The sequence below is a fragment of the Nonomuraea sp. LP-02 genome, from assembly GCF_036289125.1.
Classification (GTDB): domain Bacteria; phylum Actinomycetota; class Actinomycetes; order Streptosporangiales; family Streptosporangiaceae; genus Nonomuraea; species Nonomuraea bangladeshensis.
In genome coordinates, this window is record NZ_JAXCLK010000001.1 from 8,067,618 (window position 1) to 8,084,974 (window position 17,357).

General features: G+C 71.6%; 15 protein-coding genes. 11 read left to right on the forward strand and 4 right to left on the reverse strand.

Annotated features, from left to right (window positions below; all coding sequences use genetic code 11):
* Window positions 1–495, reverse strand: a complete 495-nt coding sequence (locus tag SMD20_RS37865; RefSeq protein ID WP_329590485.1) for a tripartite tricarboxylate transporter TctB family protein — start codon at window positions 493–495, stop codon at window positions 1–3.
* Window positions 495–1,466, reverse strand: coding sequence for a tripartite tricarboxylate transporter substrate binding protein (locus SMD20_RS37870; RefSeq protein WP_329590487.1), 972 nt, complete (start codon window positions 1,464–1,466; stop codon window positions 495–497). The genes SMD20_RS37865 and SMD20_RS37870 overlap by 1 nt, the downstream gene beginning before the upstream one ends.
* Before the next feature lie 127 nt (window positions 1,467–1,593).
* Here SMD20_RS37870 and SMD20_RS37875 point away from each other — a divergent pair, with 127 nt between their 5' ends.
* The 3 genes from SMD20_RS37875 to SMD20_RS37885 all read left to right on the forward strand — a co-directional run bounded on the left by SMD20_RS37875 (window position 1,594) and on the right by SMD20_RS37885 (window position 5,956).
* Entirely contained in the window at window positions 1,594–3,207 is a 1,614-nt protein-coding gene (locus tag SMD20_RS37875; protein ID WP_329590490.1) for a sensor histidine kinase, read from the forward strand.
* Window positions 3,204–3,866 carry a response regulator gene (locus tag SMD20_RS37880; protein WP_329590493.1) on the forward strand — a complete coding sequence of 221 codons (663 nt, stop codon included), beginning with the start codon at window positions 3,204–3,206 and terminating at the stop codon, window positions 3,864–3,866. The genes SMD20_RS37875 and SMD20_RS37880 overlap by 4 nt, the downstream gene beginning before the upstream one ends.
* Before the next feature lie 92 nt (window positions 3,867–3,958).
* Window positions 3,959–5,956 (forward strand): VanW family protein, encoded by a 1,998-nt coding sequence (locus SMD20_RS37885; protein ID WP_329590495.1) that lies wholly within the window; start codon window positions 3,959–3,961, stop codon window positions 5,954–5,956.
* Window positions 5,957–5,960: 4 nt separating this feature from the next.
* Here SMD20_RS37885 and SMD20_RS37890 read toward each other — a convergent pair whose 3' ends face one another.
* Entirely contained in the window at window positions 5,961–7,052 is a 1,092-nt protein-coding gene (locus tag SMD20_RS37890) for a PQQ-dependent sugar dehydrogenase (protein WP_329590496.1), read from the reverse strand.
* Between the two features lie 38 nt (window positions 7,053–7,090).
* On the opposite strand from SMD20_RS37890, the gene SMD20_RS37895 reads away from it, so the two are divergent.
* The 7 genes from SMD20_RS37895 to SMD20_RS37925 all read left to right on the forward strand — a co-directional run bounded on the left by SMD20_RS37895 (window position 7,091) and on the right by SMD20_RS37925 (window position 15,741).
* Window positions 7,091–7,999 carry a 2-hydroxyacid dehydrogenase gene (locus SMD20_RS37895; RefSeq protein WP_329590498.1) on the forward strand — a complete coding sequence of 303 codons (909 nt, stop codon included), beginning with the start codon at window positions 7,091–7,093 and terminating at the stop codon, window positions 7,997–7,999.
* 251 nt (window positions 8,000–8,250) lie between these two features.
* Window positions 8,251–10,866, forward strand: coding sequence for a putative bifunctional diguanylate cyclase/phosphodiesterase (locus SMD20_RS37900; RefSeq protein ID WP_329590500.1), 2,616 nt, complete (start codon window positions 8,251–8,253; stop codon window positions 10,864–10,866).
* A 205-nt stretch (window positions 10,867–11,071) separates the two neighbouring features.
* Window positions 11,072–12,811 (forward strand): acetolactate synthase large subunit, encoded by a 1,740-nt coding sequence (locus tag SMD20_RS37905; protein WP_329590502.1) that lies wholly within the window; start codon window positions 11,072–11,074, stop codon window positions 12,809–12,811.
* Window positions 12,804–13,328, forward strand: a complete 525-nt coding sequence (gene ilvN / locus SMD20_RS37910) for an acetolactate synthase small subunit (RefSeq protein WP_329590504.1) — start codon at window positions 12,804–12,806, stop codon at window positions 13,326–13,328. The genes SMD20_RS37905 and ilvN overlap by 8 nt, the downstream gene beginning before the upstream one ends.
* Before the next feature lie 34 nt (window positions 13,329–13,362).
* Window positions 13,363–14,346, forward strand: a complete 984-nt coding sequence (gene ilvC, locus SMD20_RS37915; RefSeq protein WP_329592814.1) for a ketol-acid reductoisomerase — start codon at window positions 13,363–13,365, stop codon at window positions 14,344–14,346.
* Window positions 14,347–14,418: 72 nt separating this feature from the next.
* Window positions 14,419–14,793 (forward strand): VOC family protein, encoded by a 375-nt coding sequence (locus SMD20_RS37920; RefSeq protein WP_329590506.1) that lies wholly within the window; start codon window positions 14,419–14,421, stop codon window positions 14,791–14,793.
* 108 nt (window positions 14,794–14,901) lie between these two features.
* Window positions 14,902–15,741 carry a hypothetical protein gene (locus SMD20_RS37925; RefSeq protein ID WP_329590508.1) on the forward strand — a complete coding sequence of 280 codons (840 nt, stop codon included), beginning with the start codon at window positions 14,902–14,904 and terminating at the stop codon, window positions 15,739–15,741.
* A gap of 5 nt (window positions 15,742–15,746) precedes the next feature.
* On the opposite strand, the gene SMD20_RS37930 is transcribed toward SMD20_RS37925, so the two are convergent.
* Window positions 15,747–16,433 carry an MBL fold metallo-hydrolase gene (locus SMD20_RS37930; protein ID WP_329590510.1) on the reverse strand — a complete coding sequence of 229 codons (687 nt, stop codon included), beginning with the start codon at window positions 16,431–16,433 and terminating at the stop codon, window positions 15,747–15,749.
* Window positions 16,434–16,510: 77 nt separating this feature from the next.
* Here SMD20_RS37930 and SMD20_RS37935 point away from each other — a divergent pair, with 77 nt between their 5' ends.
* Window positions 16,511–17,347, forward strand: a complete 837-nt coding sequence (locus tag SMD20_RS37935) for a LysR family transcriptional regulator (protein WP_329590512.1) — start codon at window positions 16,511–16,513, stop codon at window positions 17,345–17,347.
* The last annotated feature ends 10 nt before the right edge of the window (window positions 17,348–17,357 follow it).

Genomic DNA, 17,357 nt, shown 5'->3' on the forward strand with positions numbered 1-17,357 from the left:
TCACATCACCCCCGCGAGCGGCCCGTCCGGCAGCCGCACGCCGAGCCCCTTGACGAACAGCACGTACGTGAGCACGCCCATGACCACGGCGACCACGGCCGCCCGCGCCTTGTGCTCGGCCCCGAGCGCCACCGACAGCCCGAAGAACAGCAGGCTCGCGCCGATGATCCAGCCGAGCAGGTCGAGCAGCGCCGCGAAGGCCAGGAAGATCCCGCTCACCAGCAGCATGCCGCGGAGGTCCGTGGGGGCGGCGGCGTCCACGTCCTCGCTCTCCTCGGGGTCGCCGTGCCCGCCGCGCAGCACGTCGAGCACGTAGAACAGGCCGATGACCACCATGGCCCCGCCGACCAGCACGGGGAAGAACCGTGGCCCGGGGCCGAGCCGGGAGGCCGCCGCCGAGACGTCGAGCGTCCCGGCGATGACGAAGACCCCCAGCCCGAGCACCACGAGCGCGAGCCCGAGCTCGGGCCGCCACCAGGAACGCAGGCGGGTCATCAGGACACGAGCCCCATCTCGGCGATGATGCCCTTGACCCGGGTCTGCTCGGCGTTCAGGAAGTCGGCGAACTGCTGACCGGTCTGGAAGGAGTCGATCCAGCCGTTCTTGGCCACGGCGTCCTTCCACGGCTGCGCGTCGTGCATCTTGGTGACCAGGTCGGTCAGCGCGGTCCGGTCGGCCTCGGACAGGCCGGCGGGGGCGACGAAGCCGCGCCAGTTGGCCAGCTCCACGTCCAGGCCGCCCTCCTTGAGCGTGGGCGCGTCCAGGTCGGGCAGGCGCTCGCCGGAGGTGACGCCGAGGGCGCGCAGCTTGCCCGACTTGACGTGCTCGGCGAACTCGGCGACGCCCGAGACGCCCGCGGTGACCTTGCCGCCGAGGAGCTCGTTCAGCGCCTCGCCGCCGCCGGAGTGCGCGATGTAGTTGACCTGCTTGGGGTCCACGCCCGCGGCCTTGGCCATGAGCCCGGCCACGATGTGGTCGGTGCCGCCCGCCGAGCCGCCGGAGATCGACACCTTCGCCGGGTCGGCCTTCCACGCCGCCACCAGGTCGGCCAGCGTCTTGTGCGGCGAGGAGGCCGGGACCACGACGATCTCGTACTCCTCGGTCAGCTTCGCGATCGGCGTGGTCTCCGCCAGGGTGACCTTCGACTTGTTCTGTTCGATGGCGCCCACCATGACCAGGCCCATCGTCATGAGCAGGTTGCCGTTGCCCTTCTCGCCGGCGAGCTGTGCCAGGCCGATCGTGCCGCCCGCGCCCGGCACGTTGTACACCTCGACCTTGCGGTCCGGCGCGGCGCTCTTGAACGCCTGCTCGGCGGTCCGGGAGGTCTGGTCCCAGCCGCCGCCGGGCGCGGCCGGGGCCATGATCCGCAGCGTGCCCGAGGCGCTGGTCCCGCCGCCCTGCCCGCCGCAGCCGCTGAGTGCGGCGAGGGAGAATGCCGCGAGTGCGGCGAATATGCGCAGACGCATGATCGACTCCAGGAAAGAGAGTTCACGGTTATGAAACTGGGATGGTGAATCCCCTTCCGATCCGCGTCGAGGCTTTGCATGCTTGCCGTCATAGTGGTCGTATTGGTCGTGACCTGGGTGAAGGCGTATGTGGCTCGCGAAACGGGTGCGTGAGGCCCCGCTGGGCACCCAGCTCTTCGTGCTCCAGATGGTGATCGTGCTGATGGCCGCCGGCGGCACCGCTGCGGTGTGGGCGGGGCACACCCGCGAGCAGCTCGACGCGCTGCACCAGCAGCGGGCGCTCGCCATCGCCCAGTCGGTGGCCGCGCTCCCGCAGGTCCGCGACGCGTTCAGGCGGCCGGATCCGGAGAGCGTGCTGCAGCCGCTCGCGCTGGGCGTCCAGCAGGAGACCGGCGCCGACTACGTCGTCATCGCCGACGCCCAGCAGCGCCGCTACGCCCACCCCAACGCCTCGCTCATCGGCAAGCGGCTGTCCACCGACGGCACGGTGGTGCTCCGTACCGGCCGGAGCTGGGTCGGCACGGAGACCGGCACGCTCGGCACCACGGTTCGCGGCAAGACCCCGATCCGCGACGAGTACGGCGCCGTCATCGGCCTGGTGTCCGTCGGCGTCCTGGAGACCACGGTCATGAACCAGCTCGGCGGCGCGCTGCCGCCGCTGGTGTGGACCGCGCTCGCGGTCATGCTGGCCGGGCTGGCGCTGGCCGCGCTCGTCACCGCGCGGGTGCGCAGGCAGACCTTCGGCCTGGAGCCGAGGGAGATCGCGGCGCTGCTGGAGCAGCGCGAGGGCGTGCTGCACGGCGTCAAGGAGGGCGTGCTCGCGCTCGACCTCGACGGCCGCGTGACGCTGGTCAACGACGCCGCCCGCGACCTGCTCGGCGCGGTCGCCGAGGGCGAGGACCTGACCAGGCTGCCGGTCTCGGAGCGCCTGCGCGACGTGCTCGGCGGCGCCGACCCCGGCGAGGACCGCGTCGTGCTGCACGGCGAGCGGGTGCTGGTGCTCAACCGCACCCCCGTGTCGGTACGCGGCCGCCACCTCGGCTGGGTCGTCACCCTCAGGGACCGCACCGAGCTGATCCGCCTGGCCCGCGAGCTGGACGACGCCAGCAGCGCCACCGACGCGCTGCGCGCGCAGGCCCACGAGTTCGCCAACCGCATGCACACCGTCGTCGGGCTGCTGGAGCTGGGCGAGCACGAGGCCGCGATCGGCTTCATCACCCGGACGACGCGCGGCACGTACGCCAGCGACCTGCGCGAACGCGTCCAGGACCCGACGCTGGCCGCGCTGCTGCTGGCCAAGTCCGCCGAGGCCGCCGAGCGCGGCGCGACGCTCGTGCTGGCGGAGGACTCCCGGGTGCCCGAGGGCACGCTCGGCGATCCGCAGGACGCCGTCCTCGTCGTCGGCAACCTGGTGGCCAACGCGATCGACGCGCTCGACGGCGCGCCGGGCACGATCGAGGTCTCGGTCCGCTCCGACGCGGGCGGCCTGCGCGTACGGGTCGGCGACTCCGGCCCCGGCATCGCCCCCGACCTGGTCGAGGAGGTGTTCCGGGAGGGTTTCACCACCAAGGCCGCCCACTCGGGGCCGCGCGGTCTCGGCCTGGCCCTGACCCGGCAGGCGTGCCTGCGCAGGGGCGGCTGGGTGCGCGTGGGCAACGCGGGCGGCGCGGTCTTCACCGCCTTCCTGCCCTCCCTCACGACGGCCGCCTTGGGGGCCGCACTGGGAGCGCGAGCGCGATGAACGACGTACGGGTCCTGATCGTGGACGACGACTTCATGGTGGCCCGCATTCACGGCGGCTACGTCGCCCGCGTGCCCGGCTTCCAGGTGGTGTCCACGGCCCACACGGGGGCCGGCGCCCTCGCCGCGGCGGCCGAGTCGCGGCCCGACCTCGTGCTGCTCGACATCTACCTGCCCGACATGTCGGGACTGGAGGTGCTGAAGGCGCTCCACGACGTGGACGTCCTCATGATCAGCGCCGCCCGCGACGTGCCCACGGTCCAGGAGGCCATGCGCGGCGGCGCGATGAACTATCTGATCAAGCCGTTCACCGCCGCGGCCCTGGCCGAACGCCTCCGGCACTACGCCGACACCCGCCGCCGCCTGACCGCCATCGGCGCCGAGGTCCGCCAGGACGACGTGGACCGGCTCTTCGGCGCGCCCGCCGCCACCGCGCCCCTGCCGAAGGGGTTGTCGGCGGCCACCTGCGCGCTGGTCGCGGACACGCTCAGGGAGGCGGGCCGGGACCTGTCCGCAGCCGAGACCGCCGAGCTCACGGGCCTGTCGCGGGTGAGCGCCCGCCGCTACCTCGACCACCTGAGCACGGTGGGCCGGGCGGAGTCGCGGCCACGGTACGGCACCGCCGGCCGGCCGGAGCACCGCTACCGGTGGCTAGGTTGACACACTTCCGTATCCATTTCCCGTGACATATGCGGATCGTCGTGCCTTACTGTTGCCTGAGACTTGGCTGCGGAACGGGAGGAGATTGAGGCGTGGCGAACGCCGGACCGATCGAATCACCGACCGACCCGTTCGCCTCGGTGCCCCTGCCCTCGTCGAGCGTCTCCAGGAAGCCGCGCATCGAAGGACTGCCGCCGGGCGTCTCCCGGGACATCTTCGGCCCGCCGGACCGCCAGGACACCCGGTCGGCGCAGGGCCCCGGCGCGCCGGGCGGTCCCACGGCCGGCGCGCTGCCGCCCGTGACGCCGCCGGCCCAGCCCTGGCCGATGAAGGAGAAGGAGCCTGCGCCCCCGCCCGTGTTCGGGTCCGGGCCCGGCGAGCGGCCCTCCTTCGGCGGCGACCCCGAACCGCCCCGGCGCCGCCGCCTGCTGCCCGGCCTCGTGCTGCTCGTGGTGGTGCTCGCCGCCCTGGCGTACGTGGTGCCCGCCGTCTTCATGTCCGGCTCGGTGTTACGCGGCACCCGCGTGGCGGGGGTGGACATCGGCGGCCTGACCGTCACACAGGCGGCCGACAAGCTCCGCGACGAGCTGGGCGCCAAGCTCAGCAGGCCGGTCAGGGTCGAGATCGGCGACAAGAAGGACACCGTCCAGGCCGACGAGGCCGGGCTGGAGCTGGACGTGGTCGGCACCATCGGCCAGGCGCCCAGCGGGTTCCCCAGCCCCCTGGAGGTCTGGCGGGGCCTGACCGGCACCACCGAGCTCCAGCCGAAGATCAACATCGACTCCTCCCAGCTCGCCAGGACCGTGGACGGCCTGGCCGAGGCCGTGGACAAGCCCGCCGTCGAAGGGCGGGTCACGTTCGCCGGGCTGGAGCCCAAGGCCCGCCGGCCCGCCGACGGCGTGGTGCTCGACCGCGAGGACGCCGTACGCCGCATCGGCGACACCTTCCTGCGCGGCGGCGGCAACGTCGTACTCAATCTGCTGCCCGCCAAGCCCGTCACCACCCCCGAGGCGGTGGAGGCGGCCGTGACCAAGGCGCGCCAGGCCGTGTCCGCGCCGCTGACGCTCACCGCGGACGGCAGGCAGGCGCAGGTCACGCCGGCGATGATCGCGGCCAACCTGGCGTACGTGCCGGACGGCGACGGCACGCTGGTGGCCCAGTTCGACGCCAAGGCGGCGCTCGCCGGGCTGGAGAGCACCCTGGTCGACGCCGCCCAGCAGCCGCGTGACGCGACGTACCAGATCGTGAACGACGCGCCGGTCCTGGTGCCCTCGCGCACCGGCAGGGGCGTCAACGACAAGCTGCTCGCCAGGGACGCGGAGAAGGTCTTCGACGCCGGCGGCGCCCGCGTCGTCCCCGTACGGCTGGGCACGGTCGAGCCGGCCGTCACCACCCAGCAGATCCGCGGCCTCGGCATCAAGGAGCAGGTGGCCACCTTCACCACGTCCTTCGAGTGCTGCCAGACGCGCGTCACCAACATCAGGCGCATGGCGGAGCAGCTCGACGGCCATGTGGTGAAGCCGGGGGAGACGTTCTCGATCAACGAGGTCGTCGGCGAGCGGACCGCCGAGGACGGCTACGTCATGGCCGGGCAGATCGTCGGCGGGCGCATGGTGAGTCTCGTCGGCGGCGGCGTCTCGCAGTTCGCCACGACCATGTACAACGCGGCCTTCTTCGGCGGCTTCGAGGACGTCGAGCACCAGCCCATGGACTACTACGCGCCGCGCTACCCGGCCGGCCGCGACGTCGCGCTGCTCTACCCGGAGACCGACCTCAAGTGGCGCAACGACTCCGAGTTCGGGGTGCTGGTGAAGACCGCCTCCACGGACACCTCCGTGACGGTGACGCTCTGGAGCACCAAGCGCTACGACAAGATCGAGGCGGTCACGTCGGAGCGGCGGGACGTCGTCGCCTTCCGCAGGGAGGTCAGCTCCGAGCCCGGCTGCCTGCCCACCCTCGGGCAGGAGGGCTTCACCGTCGACGTCACCCGGGTCTTCCACCAGGGCGGCAAGGTCGTCAAGCGGGATCCGAAGCTGACCACCGAGTACCGGCCGCAGGCGCAGATCACCTGCGCGGGCAGCGGCCAGTAGCGGGTCAGGAGATCGGGACGGAGATCACGCGGTCGTCGCCGGCGCGCGGCGAGCCGCGGCCGTCCTTGTTGCTGGTGCCGACCCAGAGCGCGGAGCCGTCCGGCGTGGCGGTGACGGCGCGCAGGCGGCCGTAGCGGCCCTCGAAGCGGGCGACCGGCTCGCCTGCCGTGCCGTCGGCCGCCAGCGGGACCTGCCACAGCCGCTCGCCGCGCAGCGCGCCCACCCACAGCGAGCCTCCGGCGTAGGCCATGCCGGACGGCGAGGCCTCGGAGGTGGGCCAGGTGACGATCGGGTTCACGTAGCGGGGGTCGTCGCCGCGCCCCTCGACCTCGGGCCAGCCGTAGTTGCCGCCCGGCTTGACGAGGTTGACCTCGTCCCAGGTGTTCTGGCCGAACTCGCTGGCGTACAGGCGGCCCTCCTGGTCCCAGGCGAGGCCCTGGACGTTGCGGTGGCCGTAGCTGTAGACGAGCGTGCCGAACGGGTTGCCAGGGGCGGGTGCGCCCTCGGCGGTCATGCGCAGGATCTTGCCGGCGAGCGAGCCGCGGTCCTGGGCCAGGGGACGGTCGCCGGTCTCGCCGGTGGTGGCGTAGAGGTAGCCGTCGGGGCCGAAGGCGAGGCGGCCGCCGTTGTGGATGCCGCCCTTCGGGATGCCCTCGACGATGACCTTCGCCGCGCCCAGCCGGTTGCCGTCGAAGGCATAGCTGACGACGCGGTTGTCCCGCTCGGCGGTGTAGTAGAGGAAGACCCGGTCGTCCTTGACCGCCACGCCCATCAGGCCGCCCTCGCCGTCGGGGCGCGCTTCGGCGATCTTGGCCACCTCGCTGACCTGCCCGGACGCACTGATCCGGAGCAGCCGGGCGGTGTCCCGCTCGGTCACCAGCGCGCCGCCGTCCGGCAGGAACGCGATGCTCCAGGGCACGGCGAGGCCCGTGGCGACGTCCTTGGGCGTGCCGGGGCTGACGGCGGCGGTGACCGAGGCCGCCGGGGTGGCGGCGGCCTGCGGGGTCGCCGGGCCCTCCGGGGAACCGGCCTCGGGAGCGCCGGGGGAGCAGGCGGTCAGCGCGGTCAGGAGCACGAGCGTCCAGAGCTTCCTCATGTGTTCCATACTTACCCTCGCGCCGTAAGGTTCTCGGCATGAAGACCTGGGTTCCGTCCGCATCGGTAGCCGAAGTCCTGTCCGACCTCCCGGGCGTGGAATGTGCCGTCTACAACTCCTCGACCCCTATGCCGGAGGGGATCGAGGAGGTGGAGGTCTGGGTCCCGCCGCTCATCCCGGTGCCCGACGTGCCCGGCACGCTGGCCAAGATGACCTCGTTGCGGCTGGTGCAGACCGTCACCGCGGGCGTGGAGCCGTACCGGCCGCACATGCCGGCGGGCACGCTGCTCTGCAACGCGCGCGGCGTGCACGACGCCGGCACCGCCGAATGGGCGGTCGGCGCGATGATCGCGGTGCTGCGGGAGTTCCCCGGGTTCGCCGACGCCCAGCGCCGCGGCGAGTGGACCTACCACCACACCGGCGTGCTGGCCGACTCCACCGTCCTGATCGTCGGTTACGGCTCCATCGGCGCGGCGCTCGAACGCCGGCTGGAGGGCTTCGAGGTCGAGGTCGTACGGGTGGCGCGCACAGCCCGCGAGGGCGTGCACGGCATGGCCGAACTGCCCGCCCTGCTCCCCCGGGCGGACGTGGTGGTGCTGCTCGTCCCGTCCACGCCGGACACCGCCGGCATGGTGGACGCCGCCTTCCTCGGCCGGATGCGTGACGGCGCCGTGCTGGTCAACGCCGCCCGCGGCAGCGTCGTCGACACCGACGCCCTGGTCGCGGAGCTGCGTACGGGCAGGGTGCGCGCCGCGCTGGACGTGACCGCGCCCGAGCCGCTGCCCGAGGGACACCCCCTGTGGAGCGCGCCGGGCGTGTTCATCACCCCGCACGTGGCGGGCAGCACCCCCGCCTCGGAGCGGCGGATGCTGCGGCTGATCAGGGCCCAGCTCGGGCGTTACCGCGCGGGCGAGGACCTCGACAACGTCATCACCGCGTCCTACTGACGGGACGCGTACTGAGAGGATTCCGGAACGTGGCTGGTCCGTGACCTGGGGTGCGTACCGTTACGTTTGCAGGGAACTCCTGACTCGCTGTCAAGGATCTCTTGGCGGCAATTGGTCCGTGTGGTTATCAGATCGGTGACGACATCGGCGTTGTCACCACCCGGGCGTCCGGGACCGCACACACTGGCGAGGTGATCGCCGGGCTTCGGCGGTCGCGAGACGCCGAGTTCGAGACGGGATGGGCAACGACTGTGATCCGCTGGCGTGATCCGCGTGCGCCGCTGACCGCCGTGATCGCGGCAGGAGTGGTGGTGCTCGCCGCCGCGTTCCTGAACGACGATCAGGTCCTTGTCGCCGGAGCGGTCATCGGAGGGATCGCCGCGCTCGCGGCCGCCGCCTCCCTGGTGGTGGCCTCGCTGCGGTCGGGCGGGCACCGCCCCACCGCGATGGGCGCCCGCTGGATGGGCGGCGGCGCCGTCATCTGGGGCGCCGGACTGGCGCTGCGCCCGGTCGACGGAGGCTTCGTCGCCGGCTTCGCCGACCTGTTCCTCCTGCTCGGCACTGTGGTCACCGCGGGTGGCGCGCTGTTCGCCGCCGACCGCAAGCTGCCGGCCAGGTCGGTGTTACGGCACATCACCGACGCCTACCTGTGCGCGGCCTCGATCTTCCTCGTCGGATGGGTGGTGCAGCTCCGCCACGTCTACGACGCCACCGCCGACCCGCCGACGTTCACCCTGGTCATGCTGCCGCCCATGATGGGCCTGCTGGTGACCTGCGCGGTGCTCCCGTCGGTGGCGATGAGCAGGGCGCGGTCGTGGACGCTGAGCCTGGCCGGGGCCGGCGCGCTCGTCGCCATGAACGTGGCGGGCCTCGCCGTCGCCGTGGCCCGCCTCGACGACGGCGCGCCGTCCGCCTGGGCGGTGCTGCCGGCCCCGGTGGTGTTCCTGCTGCTGGCCGCCGTGCCCTGGATCCAGTGGTCCGGCCACGGCGGCGGGCCCATGACGAAGAGCCTCGTGGCGATGGTCCCGCTGGGCCTCGTCGCCGTGGCCGCCTGCACGCTGCTGGTCCACGTGGCCGGCGGCAACGCCGGACGGCCGGTGACCGGCATCGTGGTGGTCGCGGTCAGCGTCGTGCTGCTCCTGCTGGTCCGGCTGGTCGTGGTCTCGGCGGTCAACGTACGCCTGCGCGGCCTGGTCAGGCTCGGCGAGCGGCAGCTCAGGGAACTGGCCGAGAGCACCGGCGACGTGGTGTTCCTGTGCGACTACGAGGGCGTGGTGCGCGAGATCGGCGCGGGCGTCGAGGTCACCTACGGCTACGCGCCCGACGAGGTGGTCGGCGGCTCGATCTTCGACTACATCCACCCCGAGGACGTCCCCGGCATCCAGGCCGCGCTGCGCGCCATGGGCCTCGACGAGGAGAACGCCGTCGCCGGCGCCTGCCTCATCGCCTGCCGGGTACGCGCCGCCGACGGCACCTGGCGGCCCACCGAGTCCGTCGCCACCCGCCATGTCGGCGGCGACGAGCTGATGCTGGTCACCACCAGGGACGTCAGCGACGAGGAGGCCCTGCGCAACCAGGTCGCCCACCTGACCTTCCACGACGGCGTCACGGGCCTGCCCAACCGCGCCTACTTCGAGGAGCGCACCCGCGAGGTGCTCTCCGGCCGCACGGTGGGCAACGTCGCGGTGATCTTCCTCGATCTCGACGGGTTCACCTCGGTCAACGACTCGGTCGGCCACGCCAGCGGCGACTACCTGCTCGGGCAGGCGGCCCGGCGGCTGCGCGGGGCCGTACGCGCCGACGACACGCTCGCGCGGTGGGGCGGCGACGAGTTCGCGGTGCTGGTGGAGACCGGCGGCGACGCGCAGGTGGCGGTCGACCTGGCCGAGCGGCTCGTCCGCGCGGTGTCGCAGGAGCCGTTCCGGGTCGCCGACCGCGACGTGGCGCTCACCGCGAGCGTGGGCGTGGCCTTCGCCGAGGACGACATCCCCGCCGGTGACCTCATCCGCAACGCCGACGTGGCCATGGCCCGCTCGAAGGAGCTGGGCGGGCGGCGCGTGGAGGTGTTCGCGGCGCAGATGCACGCCGACGTCGTACGGCGCCTGGAGCTCGCCGCCGACCTGCAGCGGGCGCTCATCGAGCACCAGTTCGCCATCGAGTACCAACCGGTCGTGGACCTCGCCACCTCGCGCGTCACCGCCGTGGAGGCGCTGGTGCGCTGGTGGCGCGGGTCGGTGTTCGTGCCGCCCGAGCGGTTCCTCGGCCCGGCCGAGGACACCGGCCTGATCGTGCCGCTCGGCGAGTGGATCCTGCGCGAGGCGTGCCGCGAGGTGGCCGCCTGGCGGGCCTCCTCCTGGGACATCGGCCTGTCGCTCAACCTGTCGGCCCGCCAGATCACCGCGCCGCGCTTCGTCGAGACCGTCGAGGAGGCACTGGCCGAGAGCGGGCTGCCCGCCTCCGCGCTGACCCTGGAGGTCATCGAGGAGATGCTGGTCGAGGACGCCGAGGAGACGATCAAGCGGCTGTCGGAGCTACGCGCGCTCGGCGTGCGGCTGGCCATCGACGACTTCGGCACCGGCTACGCCTCGCTGGCCTTCCTGCGGCAGCTCCCCGTCGACATGATCAAGATCGATCCGTCGTTCGTGGCGGGGCTCGGCAGGGACGACACGCTGACGCTGCTCACCCGTACGATCGTGCGGCTCGGCCACGATCTCGGGCTCATCGTGGTGGCGGAGGGCATCGAACGTCCCGAGCAGCTCGAACTCCTCCGCGAGATGGGCTGCACGCGAGGTCAGGGCTTCCTCGTGGCCCGCCCGATGGCGGCGCGGGGGGTCGACTCGCTGATGCGGACAAGTCTCACTGTTTGAGACTTGTGTCCACCAAGTTGACACCAGGGCTCTCGGAGCGGATATCGTGGACGACATGCTTCGCAGTGAGATTCTCGTAGTACTTCGCCGGCGCGCAGGCCGATAGCGAAGCACGACGACCTGCGCGCCGCCCCAGTCCCGCCGTCCCAGGTGGGAAGGGGCATTTTTTATGTCCTAAGCGAGTAGCCACGCAAGGAACGAGCCGATGACCGAACGCATGACAGGTGCACAGGCCCTGGTCAGGGCGCTGGAGCACGTGGGGGTCGACACCGTGTTCGGGATCCCCGGCGGCGCCATCCTGCCCGCCTACGATCCCCTCTACGACTCGGTCAAGGTGCGGCACGTGCTTGTACGGCACGAGCAGGGCGCCGGGCACGCGGCCGAAGGTTACGCGCAGGCCACCGGCAAGGTCGGGGTGTGCATGGCGACCAGTGGCCCCGGCGCGACGAACCTGGTGACGCCGATCGCCGACGCGTTCATGGACTCCGTGCCGATCGTGGCGATCACGGGGCAGGTGGCCTCGCCGATGATCGGCACGGACGCCTTCCAGGAGGCCGACATCTCCGGCATCACCATGCCGATCACCAAGCACAACTTCCTGGTGACCGATCCCGGTGACATCGCCCGTACGATCATGGAGGCGTTCCACATCGCCTCGACCGGGCGGCCGGGGCCGGTGCTCGTCGACATCTCCAAGGACGCGTTGCAGGCCGAGACCACGTTCTCGTGGCCGCCGGTCATGCAGTTGCCCGGCTACCGCCCGGTGACGCGGCCGCACTCCAAGCAGATCCGTGAGGCGGCCAAGCTGATCGCCGAGTCGCGGCGGCCGGTCCTCTACGTCGGCGGCGGCGTCCACAAGGCGCACGCCTCGACCGAGTTGCTGCAGCTCGCCGAGCTGACGAACATCCCTGTCGTCACCACCCTGATGGCCCGCGGCACGTTCCCCGACGGCCACCCGCAGCACATGGGCATGCCCGGCATGCACGGCAGCGTCGCGGCCGTGGGCGCGCTGCAGCAGTCCGATCTGATCATCGGGCTGGGCGTGCGGTTCGACGACCGGGTGACCGGTGACCTGTCGACGTTCGCCCCGTACGCGAAGATCGTGCACGCCGACATCGATCCGGCCGAGATCTCCAAGAACCGCCACGCCGACGTGCCGATCGTCGGCGACTGCAAGGAGGTCCTCACCGACCTCATCGCCGCCGTCCAGGCCGGTGGGCAGAAGGGCGACTACGACGAGTGGTGGCGGCAGCTCAACGGCTACAAGACGACCTACCCGCTGGGTTACGAGCAGTTCGAGGACGGCTCCCTGGCCCCGCAGTACGTCATGGAGCGGCTGAGCGCGATCGTCGGGCCGGACGCCTACTACGTGGCCGGCGTCGGCCAGCACCAGATGTGGGCCTCGCAGTTCATCGACTACGAGAACCCCGGCACGTTCATCAACTCCGGCGGCGCCGGCACGATGGGCTTCGCCGTCCCGGCCGCGATGGGCGCCAAGATGGGCCGCCCGGAGAGCACGGTCTGGGCCATCGACGGCGACGGCTGCTTCCAGATGACCAACCAGGAGCTCGCCACCTGCGCCCTGGAAGGTGTGCCGATCAAGGTCGCCGTCATCAACAACGGCAACCTCGGCATGGTCCGCCAGTGGCAGACGCTCTTCTACGACCAGCGTTACTCCAACACCGACCTGCAGGCGACGCGCCGTATCCCGGACTTCGTCAAGCTGGCGGACGCCTATGGTTGTGTTGGTCTCAGGTGCGAGCGTCCCGAGGACGTCGACGCCGTGATCAAGAAGGCCATGGAGATCAACGACGTGCCCGTCGTGATCGACTTCGTCGTCCACCAGGACGCGATGGTCTGGCCCATGGTCGCTGCGGGCACCAGCAACGACGACATCAAGATCGCCCGGGACATGGCGCCGAAGTGGGAGAACGAAGATGAGTAGGCACACGCTGTCCGTGCTCGTCGAGAACAAGCCGGGCGTGCTGGCACGCGTGTCCGCGTTGTTCAGCCGGCGCGGCTTCAACATCGACTCGCTGGCCGTCGGGCCCACCGAGCACAACGACATCTCACGCATGACCATCGTCGTGAGCGTCGAGGAGCTGCCGCTCGAACAGGTGACCAAGCAGCTCAACAAGCTCGTCAACGTGCTCAAGATCGTCGAGCTGGACCCGTCGCAGTCCGTGCAGCGCGAGCTGACGCTCATCAAGGTCAAGGCCGACGCCGAGAGCCGCTCGCACGTGCTGGAGCTCGTCCAGCTCTTCCGTGCCCGCTGCGTGGACGTGGCCGCCGACGCGGTGACGATCGAGGTCACCGGCACTCCCGACAAGCTCGACGCCTTCGTGAAGGTCCTTGAGCCGTTCGGGATCAAAGAACTCGTCCAGTCGGGCATGGTGGCCGTCGGCCGCGGTGCCCGTTCCATCACCGACCGGTCCCTCAGGGCACTGGACCGTACCGCCTGAATTTCGCCTGAAAGGTTCTAAGCAAGTGACCGAGATCTACTACGACGACCAGGCCGACCTGTCGATCATCCAGGGACGCCACGTGGCCGTGCTGGGGTACGGCAGCCAGGGCCACGCCCACGCGCTCTCCCTGCGTGACTCCGGCGTCGACGTGCGCGTCGGCCTGCCCGAGGGCTCCAAGAGCCGCGAGAAGGCGGAGAACGACGGCCTGCGCGTCGTCACCCCGGCCGAGGCCGTCGAGGAGGCCAACCTCACGATGATCCTCGCGCCGGACCACGTCCAGCGCGACCTCTACGCCCAGCACGTGGCCCCCAACCTGGTCGAGGGCGACGCCCTCTTCTTCGGCCACGGCCTCAACATCCGCTACGGCCTCATCGAGGCCCCCGAGGGCGTCGACGTCTGCATGGTCGCCCCCAAGGGCCCGGGCCACCTGGTGCGCCGCCAGTTCGAGGCCGGCCGCGGCGTGCCCTGCCTCGTCGCCGTCGAGAAGGACGCCTCCGGCAAGGCGCTGGACCTGGCGCTGTCGTACGCCAAGGGCATCGGCGGCACCCGCGCCGGCGCGCTGCGCACCACGTTCAAGGAGGAGACGGAGACCGACCTGTTCGGCGAGCAGGCCGTGCTCTGCGGCGGCGTGTCCGAGCTCATCAAGGCGGGCTTCGACACCCTCATCGAGGCGGGCTACCAGCCCGAGGTCGCCTACTTCGAGTGCCTGCACGAGATGAAGCTCATCGTCGACCTCATGTACGAGGGCGGCATCTCCAAGATGTACTGGTCGGTCTCCGACACCGCCGAGTACGGCGGCTACACCCGCGGGCCGCGCGTCGTCAACGACAAGACCCGGGAAGAGATGCGCCGCATCCTCGGTGAGATCCAGGACGGGTCGTTCGCGCGCGAGCTGGTCGATGAGTTCGACAGCGGGCAGAAGAAGTTCCAGCAGTACCGCGACGAGCTGGCCGAGGACGCCATCGAGAAGACGGGCGCCAAGCTCCGTCCGATGATGAGCTGGCTCAAGGGCTGAGCCCTCTCCGGCACGAGACGCCCCCGGCGAAGCGGTCTTCGCCGGGGGCGTCTCGTGCGTAGGATGCCGATCATGGCAAGTCGTATATCCGAACTGATCATCCCTTGTCAGGACGCGAACGGGCTGGCGGCGTTCTGGTGTCAGGTGCTGGATTTCGTGGTGCTCGACACCGAGGACGACGGCTCGGTGGAGATCGGTCCACGGGAAGGGTTCGGCGGGCTGCAGCCGACCCTGATCTTCAGCCCCACCACCGAGCCCAAGACCGGCGTGCTGCGGATGCACTTCGACGTCAACGCCACCGACCGCGACCAGGACGCCGAGCTCGAACGCCTGCTGAGCCTCGGTGCGCGCCCGGCCGACGTCGGCCAGACCGGCGAGGAGTCCTGGCACGTCCTGGCCGACCCCGAGGGCAACGAGTTCTGCCTGCTGCGCGCCCGTCTGAGCTGAGGGCCGGCGAGCTGCATAACCATGCTGTGAACCGACTTGACTGATGATCTTGCATGCACCAGATTGTTCGCGTTCCCGGAAAATCCCCCTCAAGGAAACCATCAACCCATGAAGCGAACCATCGTCGGTGTCGCCGTGGTCGCCGGTGCGCTGCAGCTCGCCGTCGCCGCGCCCGCGCAGGCGGCGCAGAAGATCGATCCGGTGAAGGTGCTCAAGTCCGAGCTGGCGCGGGGCAAGGGCGTCAACGTACGGGCCATGGCGAGGGTGACGTACTCGGCGGGCGAGTACATCTCCTCGACGCTCGACGGGACCGTCGAGTTCGACGCGCGCGGCGCGCGGGCGGCCGACACGAGCCAGAACCTGAGCTACAGCAAGAGCCTGCTCGCCAAGATGACGAAGGTGAGCCCGCGCGAGACCGAGGCGCTGCAGCACTCGCCGGTCCGGGTGCTCTCCTCCGGCCGCGTCAGCTACGTCTCCGGCGCGGTGGTCCAGGACGCCCTGCCCGAGGGGACGAGCTGGGTGCGTTACGGCGGCACCGACGTCCCGTCCGGCAACCTGCTGCTCGACGTCTTCGAGCCCGCCACGCTCAAGGCGCTCATGGACCACCGCGCGTCCTGGAGCGGCGGCGTGGTGAAGGGCACGATCAAGCCGCACGAGCTGGCCAAGGCGTCGGCCTCGTTCGTCGCCCGGTACGGCGAGCAGTGGATGAAGAGCCGTCCCGGCAAGATCTCCTACGCGCTGAGCCTCAGCGCCGGCGGCCGGGTGGAGCGCGTGTCGGTGACGGGCGAGCTGCCCTACGACAAGGGCTCGGTGCGGGTCCAGTCGGACACGACCTACACCGAATGGGGCCGCCAGGTGACGGTCCTGCTGCCGTTGCGCGGCGAGGTCATCGACCACCCCGAGGTCAAGGACGAGGTGCCGGCGCAGGCCCCCGCACTCTGGAGCTGATCCCGTCAGAGCACTGCGGCGAGGGCGGCCCGGGCGTCCGTGACGGGCGCGCCGTGGCCGACGCAGGCGAGCCGGGCGTCGAGCGCGGCGAGCCTGCGGAAGGAACGCAGCATCTCGTCGCGGTCGAGGTTGAACACGCCCGGCATGACCCGCCCGTCGACGTGCGCGACCGTGTCGCCGGTGAACAGCACCCCCGGGCCGGGCAGGTGGACGGCGATGCTGCCGTCGGTGTGCCCCGGGGTGTGGATCACTCGCGCGCCGCCGCCGAAGTCGATCACGTCGCCGTCCTCCAGCTCGCGGTCCACCCAGCAGGCGGGCGCGGGAGGCAGCAGGTGAGCGCCCAGCTCCTGGTGGAGGAGTCGTTCCTGATCGGTGAACCGCGGCTGGGGCGCGGGCCGCTCGCCGCGGATCACCGGCGCCTCCAGCCGGTGGGCCAGCACGGTGACCTCGCCCCATCCGCTGATCTCGGCCGCCCCTCCTGCGTGGTCCTCGTGGAAGTGCGTGAGCACCACCCGCTTGACGTCCTCGGTGCGGCGGCCGAGGTCGCGGAGGGCGGTCGCGATGGCGGCGGCGGAGGTGGCGATGCCGGTGTCGACGAGGGTCAGCTCGCCCTCGTCGTCCCACAGGTAGACCTGGCCGAAGTCCGGCAGCAGCAGGTGCAGCTCGGGACGGAGCCGCTCGATCTTCATCATGGCGCCAGCCAACCGGGGGAGGGCCGGCGGCGTCCAACAACGGTTCCCGCGCATTGACAACCGCTGGTGAGCAGGCGTTGTCGAAGCGGATCCGCCGGCTGGAGGACGCGCTGGCGGTGCCGCTGTTCCGGCGTACGACGCGGGCGGTGGAGCTGAGCGAGGCGGGGCGGCGGCTGCTGCCGGAGGCGATCGAGGCGGTCGCCGCGTTCGACCGGGCGGTGCGCTCCGTGCGCGGCGAGGACGAGCCGCTGCGGGTGGACGTCTACGACGAGCGGTTCACGCCGCTGCGGCTGGTGCGCGGGGCGAGCGAGCGCGACCCGCGCGTACGCATCGAGCTGAGCATGCGCCAGGGGCTCTCGATGGCGCTGCCCGCGCTGCGGCGGCAGGAGATCGACGCGGCGTTCGGACGGGTGCACGGGACGCCGGGGCCGTGGCCGGAGGAGCTGGCGTACCGGCTGGTGCACCTGGAGCCGCTGCACGCGTTCGTGCCCGAGGACCACCGGCTGGCGGGCCTGAGCGTGCTGCGCCCGGCTGATCTGCGGGAGGCCGGCATCGCGATGCCCGACCCGGCGGGGGCGGCCGAGTGGCGGGACTACCTGGAGCGGCTGGCCGCGCGGCTCGGCGTGCCGCTGCGGTTCAACGCGCCCGCCATCGGCGTGTGGCACCTGGTGGAGCAGTTCCTGGCGGAGAAGGCGGCGGTGGGGCTGGGGGAGGCCGCCATCGACGTGACGGGCAGCGGGCTGCGCCGGATCCCGATCGTCCAGCCGACGCCGCTCATGCCCTGGTCGGTGGTCTGGCATCGGCGCAACCCACGCCCCCTGCTGCGGGCGATGCTGCGGCAGCTGCGCGGATGCGCGCCGCCCGCGCGGCTCGACCCGGAGGTGTGGCTGCCGGAGCCGGACCTGGAGCGCTGAAGCCCGTCGT